We start from the raw sequence: 10,365 nt of genomic DNA on the forward strand, positions 1-10,365 counted from the left end.
GCCGTAGCAGCGGGGGGCCGCGGGGGAACGGCGCGGTGTCGGGCCGTCGGGGTTCAGGGGTCGCGAGGCGTGGAGCCGCGGGGGCCTGGGGCCGTGGTCCGTGGCGGCGGTGAGCGCAGCGGTCCTGTGAAGGCGCCTGAGCGTCGGCACGTCGGGCGCCTCGACGCGACGCGGCATCGTCACACCGGCGGGGCGACTCGAGGCGCGGGCGCTGCAGGCGCGGGCGCTGCAGGCGCGGGCGCTGCAGGCGCAGGGCTCCCCGCAACGGCGTTGCAACCTCCGGGTGCCTAGCCTCGCGGCGACGTCTCGCGGCGAGCGCCGCCGGCCGGCACGCACCCCCACGTACCCGCCGCGGCGCTCCGGCGAGCCAGGCCCCGTACGAGAAAGGCCCCGAGATGACCCGTTACGCAGCTCCCGGCACGGAAGGCGCGATCGTCTCGTACGCGTCGCGCTACGACCACTGGATCGGTGGCGCTTACGTGCCTCCCGCCCGTGGCCGGTACTTCGAGAATGTGAGCCCGGTCAACGGCCGGCCCTTCACCGAGGTCGCCCGCGGCACCGCGGAGGACGTGGAGCGCGCGCTGGACGCGGCGCACGCGGCGGCTCCCGCCTGGGGCCGGATCGCGCCGGCCGAACGGGCGGGCATCCTGCTGCGGATCGCCGACCGGATGGAGGCCTCCCTGGAGGAACTGGCGGTCGCCGAGAGCTGGGAGAACGGCAAGCCGGTCCGTGAGACCCTCGCCGCCGACCTGCCCCTGGCCGTCGACCACTTCCGCTACTTCGCGGGCGCCCTGCGCGCCCAGGAGGGGTCGCTGAGCGAGATCGACGACGACACCGTCGCGTACCACTTCCACGAGCCGCTCGGCGTCGTGGCGCAGATCATCCCGTGGAACTTCCCGATCCTCATGGCGGTCTGGAAGCTGGCCCCGGCGCTCGCCGCGGGCAACGCGGTCGTGCTGAAGCCGGCCGAGCAGACCCCGGCCTCCATCCACGTCCTGGTGGGCCTGGTCGCGGACCTGCTGCCGCCGGGCGTGGTGAACATCGTCAACGGCTTCGGGGTGGAGGCCGGCAAACCGCTCGCCTCCAGCCCGCGTGTGGCGAAGATCGCGTTCACCGGCGAGACGACGACGGGGCGGCTGATCATGCAGTACGCCTCCGAGAACATCAAGCCGGTGACGCTGGAGCTGGGTGGCAAGTCGCCCAACATCTTCTTCGACGACGTGTGGGCGGAGGACGACGACTTCCGCGACAAGGCGCTGGAGGGGTTCACCATGTTCGCCTTCAACCAGGGCGAGGTGTGCACGTGCCCGTCACGCGCGCTGGTCCAGCGCGGGCACTACGCGGAGTTCCTGGAGGCCGCCGTCGCGCGCACGGAGCGGATCGTGCCCGGCCATCCGCTGGACACGGACACGATGATCGGTGCGCAGGCGTCCAACGACCAGCTCGAGAAGATTCTGTCGTACCTGGACATCGGCCAGCAGGAAGGCGCCAAGATCCTGACGGGCGGCCAACGCGTCGAGTACGACGGCGAGATGGCGGGTGGGTACTACGTCCAGCCCACCGTCTTCGAGGGCGACAACCGCATGCGTGTCTTCCAGGAGGAGATCTTCGGCCCGGTCGTCGCGGTGACGTCCTTCACCGACTTCGAGGACGCCATCACGACGGCGAACGACACGCTGTACGGCCTCGGCGCCGGCGTCTGGACCCGGGACGCCACGACGGCCTACCGCGCGGGCCGGGCGATCCAGGCGGGCCGCGTATGGACGAACTGCTACCACGCCTACCCTGCACATGCCGCGTTCGGCGGTTACAAGCAGTCGGGCATCGGCCGGGAGACGCACCGGATGATGCTGGACCACTACCAGCAGACGAAGAACATCCTCTGCTCCTACAGCCCGAGGAAACTTGGGCTCTTCTGAAGCCTGCAGCCGGTTGACGAGGAACCCGCCGGTGGCCTGCTCGCCTCAGAAGCCCGGCTTCCTCCAGGGGCATGAGCGGGGGCCTGCTCCCGTACCCCGTGCGAGGAACCCGGCGTAGAGGCGGAAGAGGTTACGCCCGTCGTCGTGGCGGCAATGGTGCGCCGCCGCGACGGCGGTGCGGGAGGTCCGGACCGGTGCCCGGTGGCCGCCGCCCGCTCACACGTCGGGCCCCGCGATCGCCGCGGGCACCGGTCGTGCATCCGTCCGGCGCTGACGGCGGACCCTTGCTCGGCGCCGTCCCTCAGGACCAGGACGCGGACCTTTCCCACAGGATGCGGACCGTTCCCACGGGAAAAAGGGTCGCTGCCATCGGGGCGGTTACGGTGCCCGCCGTACGTCCATGCCCCCCGGGCACCGGGGATTGCGCCGGGCCGGCCCGTCGAACCCACTGCCACGACGCGGACGGCACCGTCCGTCCCCCGCGCCTTGTCGGCACCACCGCAATGCGGCGTGGCTCCGGCAACCGACTGATGGTGGGCCCCGCGCTCCCCCATGAGCGAGAGCCCCCCCTCACCGGCACCCTGTGGTCTGCCGCCGGCCCGGTGACGCATGCACCGCCGCCACCGTGGAGGACGTCGAGCCGGGACGAGCCCGTGGGCCGGGGCCTGCTCCGCCGGGTCGTAGGAAGCGGGACCCAATTCGATCACTCGATGTCATTTTCAGTACATAATCTTGTCACTTTATGAGGTCGAATTGCTTGATGGGAACCTTCCCTTCATCGAGGGCACACGGCAAACATGAACTGACTATGCTCCCCACAGGTGTTGCGCCGCGCCGCACGGTGAGCGTTCGCGCGAATGTCTTATGAGCGGTCCCATTCGAGAACGTTTACGCATTCGATCGAAATTATGTTCCTGGTGACGCGTCGCACTACGTCGGTCCGCTCATTCCAGACTGTTTAGGAACACCCTTGATGGTTCGTGCAGGTTCCACCTCCAGAGCCCGGCCGCCTGCGACGCCTCCGGTGTGGCTCATCCCGCCGGGCGTCCTGGCCGGCGCCTTCGCCATAGCGCTGGCCTTCGCGTCCTCGGCGCAGATACGGACGCCGATCGCGTGGTGGGGCGTCGCCGCGGTGTCGCTCACGGCCATCTGCTCGGCTGCGACCGTACGCCTGTCCCGCTCGGCGGAGGCGGCCCGTCAGGGACGGGCGTTGGCCCAGGCACAGGAAGCCCACGCACAGCGTGAGACCGCCCTTCTCAGGCGCCTGGCCGATCAGCGCACCACCACCGTCTGGCTGGCGGAGGAGCTCCTGCCCGCAGCGGTCGCGCGTCTGCGGCAGGGCGACACGTCCTCGGAAATCCTGCAGTCCGTCCCCTTCGGAGCGCATCTGGACGACGAGTTCACCGAGGCCCTCAGGCTGGCCCTGCGGACGCTCCTGGAGGCCGTGGAGGCCGAGGAGAGCACACGGGACTCCTCCCAGCGGGCGCTCGTGGCCGTCGCGCGCAGGGTCCAGGCGATCGTGCACCAGCTCGCCAAGGACCTCCGCTCCATGCAGATCATCCACGGCACGGACCTCGTGCTCTCCCGTGGACTGCAGGACATCGACCACCGCAACGCGCTGATCGGCCGCCTCGCGGCCAGTATCGCGGTGCTGGGCGACGCCCGCCCCGGGCGGCAGTGGTCGAAGGCCATTCCGCTCTACGACGTCCTGCGGGGGGCCATGTCGCGCATCGTGGACTACCCCCGGGTGAAGCTGCAGGCCGTCACGGAAGCGGCGGTGACCGGTCCGGGAGCCGAACCGCTGATCCACCTGCTCGCCGAACTGCTCGACAACGCCACGACGTTCTCGCCCCCGCACACCCCGGTGGAGGTGAGCGCGATCGAGGTGCCCTCCGGCATCGCGATCGAGATCGAGGACCGCGGGGTCGGACTCACCGAGGAGGTCCGCCAGCGCATCGCACGCGTCATGGCGGACGCCTCGTCGGGGCTCTTCCTGACGGGCCTGGGCGAGGTGACCCAGCTCGGCCTGCCGGTCGTGAGCAGGCTGGCCCGCGAGCACGGCTGTGAAGTCGACCTGCGCACCTCCGCGTACGGAGGCGTACGGGCCGTCGTCCTGGTGCCCCGACGCCTGATCACCACAGTGGAGCAGCCCGTCGTACGGGCCCCGGAGCCCGCCCGGAAGCGCGTCGGCGGACCGATCCGCCCCCGGCCCGCGCCGATGGCCGTGAACGACAGCCCGGCGCCTTCCGGCGAGGTCGGGAAGACCGTGAACGGACTCCCCCGCCGGCGCCGGGAGTCGCCCGTCCCGCCACCGGTCGTCCGCACGGCCCCCACGCCCCCCGCCACCCCGGCCTCCAGGGGAACGCCCGGCACGTCCCGCCAGCCCGGCCTGATGTGGGAGGCCTTCAACGGTGCCAAGAGGCCGGGCACCGAACCTTCAACTCCGCACAGCGAGCCGTCTGATGAGGTCGACTAACATGCAGCCACTGCCCAACATTGACTGGATGCTCAACGAGCTGGTGGGCGGCGTTCCGCACGTACGACACGTCGTCGTCCTGTCGTCGGACGGTCTGTGCATCGGTCAGGCCAACACGGCGCCCGACACGGCCGACGCAATCGCCGCGGCTTGCTCCGGCCTGCAGAGCCTGGCCAGGGCCATCGCACAGATGTTCCCGTACGGAAACGGCTCGACGCGCACGGTCGGGATCGAGGCCGACGGCGGGTACTTCTGCCAGATGGCGGCCGGCCCCGGCGCGTACCTCGCGGTACTGGCGGACCAGGAGGTGGACGCCGGGCTGCTCGGGGACCGGATGCGGACGCTGGTGGTCCGGATCGGCCGGCATATGACCAGCCCGCCTCGTGATGACGTCCGGCAGGCGATGTGAGCTCGGAGAACCAGTCCCCCTGGGACGAGGGCACTCCCGTTCCGCTCTACGTCATCACCGGTGGCGCGGGGGCCTCGGCCAAGACCTTCGACCTTGTCACCCTGATCGCGACGAGGTCCGATCCGGAACCCTCGATGCAACCCGAGCAGGCGGCCATTCTCTCCATGTGCCGGTACCCGCTGTCGGTGGCCGAGGTCTCGGCCTACCTCAGCCTGCCGTTCAGCGTCGTCACCGTGCTGCTGTACCAGCTCGTCGAGGACGAACGCGTCGAGGCGATTGCACCCGTGCCCGTCGCGGCCTATCCCGACCGCGGCCTATTGGAGGCGGTTATTCATGGACTACGCAGACTCTGACGCGCTCAAGGCAGGCCCACGCGACACCGACGTGCTGCTGGCCCACGGTGCCAGGGGGGTCAAGGTCGTGGTGGTCGGAGGCTTCGGAGTCGGCAAGACGACCATGGTCGGAGCCGTGAGCGAGATCCCTCCCCTGACCACCGAGGAGACCATGACCCAGGCCGGCGTCGGGATCGACCACAATCCCGGCACGGCGAGCAAGAACACCACGACCGTCGCGATGGACTTCGGCCGGATCAGCATCAGCCAGGAGCTGGTCCTCTACCTGTTCGGGACCCCGGGACAGGAGCGCTTCTGGTTCCTGTGGAACGGGATCTTCGAAGGGGCGCTCGGCGCCGTGGTCCTCGTCGACACCCGCAGGGTCGAAGTCTGTTTCGAGGTGGTCACCCGCCTCGAAGACCGCCGCGTGCCGTTCATCGTGGCCGTCAACACCTTCCCCGACGCACCGCAGTATCCAGAAGAAGAATTGCGCACGGCTCTGGCCCTCAGCGACTCCGTACCCCTCGTCACCTGTGACGCACGGGACCGGGCGTCCTGCCGCGACACCCTCCTCTCGCTGATGGTCTACCTGTGCACCCTCGCCGCCCAGGAGACCGCATGACCGTTCCACGCCCCGACCACACCACCGAGGACTCCGGAGCGCTCCCGCCGCCGGGCTGCCCGGCCCATGCGGCCACCGGGCCCGGAGGAGCGGTCCGCCTCTTCGGCTCCGCAGCGGAGACGGACCCCATGGGCCTTTACGAGGAGTTGCGTGCCGCCCATGGTCCGGTGGCACCCGTCCTGCTCGACGGCGACGTACGTGCCTGGCTCGTCCTCGGATACCTCGAGAACCGCGACGTGGCGACCCGCGCCACCCAGTTCTCCCGTGACCCCCGGGTCTGGCACGGCTGGAGCAGCGGGGAGATCGACCCGGCCACCTCCCCGCTCATGCCCATGATCGGCTGGCGTCCCGACTGCGTCTGCGCGGACGGCGAGGAGCACCAGCGCCTGCGCAGCGCGGTCACCGCCTCGCTCGACCAGTTCGATCACCGCGGCCTCCGTCGCCACATCACCCGCTTCGCCCACCAGCTGGTCAACTCGTTCTGCGAGAGCGGCGAGGCCGAGCTCGTCGGCCAGTTCACCGAGCACCTGCCCATGCTCACCCTGACGCATCTGCTCGGCATGTCCGAGGAGGGGACTCCCCGGCTCGTGCACGCCGCGCGTGACCTCTTCAAGGCCACCGAGACCTCGCTCGCCAGCAACGCGATCGTGGTGGAGAGCCTCGAACAGCTCGTCAGGACCAAGCGTGTGCACGCGGGGCAGGACATCGCCTCCGCTCTGCTGGCCCATCCGGCGGGCCTCACCGACGAGGAGGTCGTGCAACACCTGCGTCTCATCCTGCTCGCCGGGTACGAGACGACCGCCAACCTCATGTCCAACGTCCTGCGGATGGTGGTCACCGATCCCCGGTTCCGCGGGTCGCTGGCCGGCGGACAGATGACCCTGCCCGAAGCCGTGGAGCAGGTCCTCTGGGACGAGCCCCCGCTGATGGTGTGTCCTTCCCGATGGGCCAAGGGGGACACCACCCTCGGCGGGCAGCACATCAAGGCGGGAGACATGCTCCTGCTCGGCCTGGCCGCCGGCAACGTCGACAAGGCGATCCGCCCGGATCCCACGACGCCCGTCCACCACAACCGCGCTCATCTGTCCTTCAGCGCCGGCAGCCACGAGTGTCCCGGCCAGGACATCGGGCGCATCATCGCCGACACCGGCATCGACATCCTGCTGACGCGGCTTCCCGACATCGCCCTGGCCGTCCCGGAGAAGGATCTCACCTGGCGCTCCTCCACCTGGGCCCGGCATCTGACGGCACTGCCCGTCACGTTTGCCGCACGTCCCCCGAGGAACCAGCATTTCCCGGTACCACTGCCGGCCCCGCCCACGCAGAGCGGCCCGATGCTCCGGGCGGCGCCGGTTCCGAGGGCCGTTCCCGAGCCCGACCGGCGGCCTGGGGACCGCTCCTCGTGGTGGGTGCGCCTCGGGCGCCTCCTGCGGAGGCGATAGATCCCTCACTGCTGCGTGTCGCCCCCCGGCCCAACGGCCGAAGCGGGTATCGGCAAGCATGTGCCGGTACCCCCTCGGTACCGCTGCCCGGGGGGCCCGTCCGCGGACACGTACCGGGGCGCCCCGGTGTACCAGGCGTGGAGACCGGCCAGGAAGCTGCAGGCTCCTCCGATCCACGTCTCCAGCTCGGCTCGCTCCTCGTGTCGCAGGCCGGAGCGCCGGGCCAGCCGCGGGATCCCGTCCCGCCGGAGCTGCTCGAAGTCGCGGAGCCGGGAGTTCACCAGATGGATGGCGGCCGGGACGGCCTTCCGCAGGGGGATCCCCAGCGACGTCGCCATCACCACGACGAGGTTGTTGACGTCGTGCTCCTCATGCACTTCCCGGTCGTAGGAGGCGATGTCGTTCGCCAGCCCCATGACGTCCATGAACGCGGCCAGTAATGCACGGAGGGTCCGACTGCTCAGGATGCGCTCGGGTATGCGCGCACCGGTGGAGAGCTCGACGGAGTAGGGGGCGGTATGAGCGGCGAAGCTCTCCCGCCGGAACGGGGCGTAGTCGATCAGGTGGGGAACACGGCCGGTGCGGCTGTTGGCCAGTTCCTCGACCCCGGCATCGATGTATCGCGCCAGCGCCTGATTGAACTCCCGCCGCCAGTGCGCCAGTCTCGGGGGAAACAGCTGCTGCTGCAGGTCCGCGATCCCCCGCTCGACAGCATTCACCGGTTCCGGTGGTCGGGCGCCGTCCTCCGGGCGCAGGAAGGCGTGGAGCCGGGCGGTGAACTCCTGTGCGCCCTGGATGTCTCCCGTCCGTTTGAAGGCCGAGGCGAAGTAGTCGTCCCATGCCAGCGCCCAGATGTTGAACCGGTGATTGAGGCGGAGATCGGCCGGGGCGGCGTCGGGAAGGGTCCATGCGGTGAGCTGGTCCACCGTCATGGCCTGGAACTGGGACCGGGTCCATATCGCGTGGCGGGACGACCGTCTGTCGTCGCTCACCATGCCCATCGCGCGCGCCCAGGTCTCGCTCTCCGCGCGCAGACCCGGTAAATGCCGGTTGACCCGCAGCGGATGCGGCATCCACAGTTCCGGGAGCTCGACGGCATGCATGGTCATGGTCACTCCATCTCCTTCGCGGGACAGCGCGGGCCGGGGGTCGGCTCCTCCGTCATCCCTGAGTCGGCTGCCAGTTCAGCGCCCGGACAGACGTTGTCCAGCCATTGGCGGCCGGAAATGCCCCCCTGAGCGACGCTTCAAACCTGCCCAGGTGGCCGGCTCCACAACCCCGGCCCCGCCGACGCCGGTCTTCGCCGGGCCGCCGCCGGGACGCACGAGGCCGCCCGGGTCCCGTACCGTCGGCGTCGGCGTCGGCGTCGGCGATCGGAGGGAGGTCGGCACCCAGGACCTGCCTGCCCCCGTCTCGTCGCGCGGTGTCCCGCGGCCCGCATTTACCCGACCGGGGCCGCGCCTGTCAGTCCGTAACCTTCCGGGTTCTGCGCCGGGAGGCGCGTGGCTACCGTCCGAACCGCCCGTTACACGGCGGTCCGGACCCCGGCCGTCGCCCCGCGTTCCCTCCAGGAGGCCACGTTGACCGCGCACCACCCCACCCGCAGGAGCCTGCTGACATCCGCCGGCGGACTCGGCGCCGCGCTGGCGCTGGGCGCCGGAGGCGTGCTCGCGGCGGCGCCGACGGCGGCGGCCGCCGGCGACGGCTTCGGCCTGCGCATCGTGGACCGCAACGAGAGCGACCACCGGATGTGGTACTACCGCTTCCAGACCTCCGCCATCGGCTGGAACCCCGCCGTCAACGTCCTGCTGCCGGACGACTACCACTGGAGCGGCCGCACCTACCCCGTCCTCTACCTCTTCCACGGCGGCGGCACCGACCAGGACTTCATCACCTTCGACCGCGAGGGCATCCGCGCCTGGACCGCCGGCAAACCGATCATCGTGGTCATGCCCGACGGCGGCCACGCGGGCTGGTACTCCAACCCCGTCAGCTCCAACGTCGGCCCGCGCAACTGGGAGCACTTCCACATCAGCCAGCTGCTCCCCTGGGTCGAGGCGAACTTCCGCACCTACGCCGAGTACGACGGCCGCGCCGTCGCCGGGTTCTCCATGGGCGGCTTCGGCGCGCTGAAGTACGCCGCCAAGTACTACGGCCACTTCGCTTCCGTCAGCGCCCACTCGGGCCCCGCCAGCCTGCGCCGCGACGGCGGCCTCGTCACTCACTGGGCCAATGCCTCCTCCGCCGCCCTCGACCTGGGCGGCGGCACCGTCTACGGCGCCCCGTTCTGGGACGAGGCACGGGTGAGCGCCGACAACCCCGTGCAGCGGATCGAGAGTTACCGCCACAAGCGGGTGTTCCTGGTCGCGGGCACCAGCCCCGACCCGGTCAACTGGTTCGACACCGTGAACGAGACCCAGGTGCTCGCCGGGCAGCGCGAGTTCCGCGGCCTGCTGGGCGGTGCCGGGATCCCCCACGAGTGGTACGAGCTGCCCGGCGGCCACTTCATCCGCCACGACATGATGCAGCGGGACATCGACGGCATCATCGGCCGCCTGCGCAAGGCGTGACGGGAGGAGGTCACGTGTTGCCGACGTTTTCCCGACGCGCGCGGCGCGTCGTTCTCGCGGCCGTCACGGCCCTGTTGCCGGGCCTCGTCCTGACGTCCCCGGCCGCGGCCCAAGCCCCGGCCGCCGCGCAGACCCCGGCCGCCGCCCAAGCGCCGGCCCGGGGCCTCGCCCGGGCGGTCGGCTTCGTCGCCGCCTGTCCGGCGACCGGGTTCATCTCCCAGGGCTACAGCCGTGAACACAACGGCATCGACATCGCCGACGACTACGGCACCCCGATCCACGCCGTCGGCGACGGCGAGGTGACCGTCTCCGGATACGACACATCGGGCTACGGCCAGTGGATCCGCATCCTGCACCCCGACGGGACCATCACCGAGTACGGGCACATGTACCAGCGGGACGTCCGGGTGGGCGACCGGGTCGTGGCCGGCCAGCAGATCGCGCTGATGGGCAGCGAGGGGCAGTCCAGCGGCCCCCACCTTCACTTGCGGGTCTGGGGAGACGCGGGCGCGAGCGTACGCACCGATCCGATCCCCTACCTGGCCGAGCGCGGGATCGAGATGCCCTGCATGCCCGGCACCGGGCCGGGTCCTGC

General features: G+C 70.6%; 9 protein-coding genes. 8 read left to right on the forward strand and 1 reads right to left on the reverse strand.

Going from position 1 to position 10,365, the window contains the following annotated elements; translation table 11 throughout:
* Positions 1 to 395: 395 nt before the first annotated feature.
* The 6 genes from IH00_RS0131440 to IH00_RS0131465 all read left to right on the forward strand — a co-directional run bounded on the left by IH00_RS0131440 (position 396) and on the right by IH00_RS0131465 (position 7,200).
* Positions 396 to 1,919, forward strand: coding sequence for an acetaldehyde dehydrogenase ExaC (locus IH00_RS0131440; RefSeq protein WP_031079476.1), 1,524 nt, complete (start codon positions 396 to 398; stop codon positions 1,917 to 1,919).
* 973 nt (positions 1,920 to 2,892) lie between these two features.
* Positions 2,893 to 4,395, forward strand: coding sequence for a sensor histidine kinase (locus tag IH00_RS0131445; protein WP_078888063.1), 1,503 nt, complete (start codon positions 2,893 to 2,895; stop codon positions 4,393 to 4,395).
* A 1-nt stretch (position 4,396) separates the two neighbouring features.
* Positions 4,397 to 4,804: a roadblock/LC7 domain-containing protein gene (locus IH00_RS0131450; RefSeq protein ID WP_199819846.1), complete on the forward strand. Its 408-nt coding sequence runs from the start codon at positions 4,397 to 4,399 to the stop codon at positions 4,802 to 4,804.
* Positions 4,801 to 5,157, forward strand: coding sequence for a DUF742 domain-containing protein (locus IH00_RS0131455; RefSeq protein ID WP_031079479.1), 357 nt, complete (start codon positions 4,801 to 4,803; stop codon positions 5,155 to 5,157). Before IH00_RS0131450 ends, IH00_RS0131455 begins: the two co-directional genes overlap by 4 nt.
* On the forward strand, positions 5,138 to 5,758 hold the full coding sequence (locus IH00_RS0131460) for a GTP-binding protein (RefSeq protein WP_031079480.1): 621 nt from the start codon (positions 5,138 to 5,140) through the stop codon (positions 5,756 to 5,758). The genes IH00_RS0131455 and IH00_RS0131460 overlap by 20 nt, the downstream gene beginning before the upstream one ends.
* Positions 5,755 to 7,200, forward strand: coding sequence for a cytochrome P450 (locus IH00_RS0131465; protein WP_031079481.1), 1,446 nt, complete (start codon positions 5,755 to 5,757; stop codon positions 7,198 to 7,200). The genes IH00_RS0131460 and IH00_RS0131465 overlap by 4 nt, the downstream gene beginning before the upstream one ends.
* Before the next feature lie 5 nt (positions 7,201 to 7,205).
* Here the strand turns inward: IH00_RS0131465 and IH00_RS42185 are convergent, their stop codons facing one another.
* Complete coding sequence (locus tag IH00_RS42185; RefSeq protein ID WP_158828030.1) at positions 7,206 to 8,309, reverse strand: terpene synthase family protein; 1,104 nt, start codon at positions 8,307 to 8,309, stop codon at positions 7,206 to 7,208.
* Positions 8,310 to 8,780: 471 nt separating this feature from the next.
* Between IH00_RS42185 and IH00_RS0131475 the strand changes: the two genes are divergently transcribed.
* Complete coding sequence (locus IH00_RS0131475) at positions 8,781 to 9,770, forward strand: alpha/beta hydrolase (RefSeq protein WP_031079483.1); 990 nt, start codon at positions 8,781 to 8,783, stop codon at positions 9,768 to 9,770.
* 14 nt (positions 9,771 to 9,784) lie between these two features.
* On the forward strand, positions 9,785 to 10,365 hold a 581-nt coding region (locus tag IH00_RS0131480), incomplete at its 3' end, for a M23 family metallopeptidase (RefSeq protein WP_158828032.1).

The sequence above is a fragment of the Streptomyces sp. NRRL S-118 genome, assembly GCF_000716335.1.
Classification (GTDB): domain Bacteria; phylum Actinomycetota; class Actinomycetes; order Streptomycetales; family Streptomycetaceae; genus Streptomyces.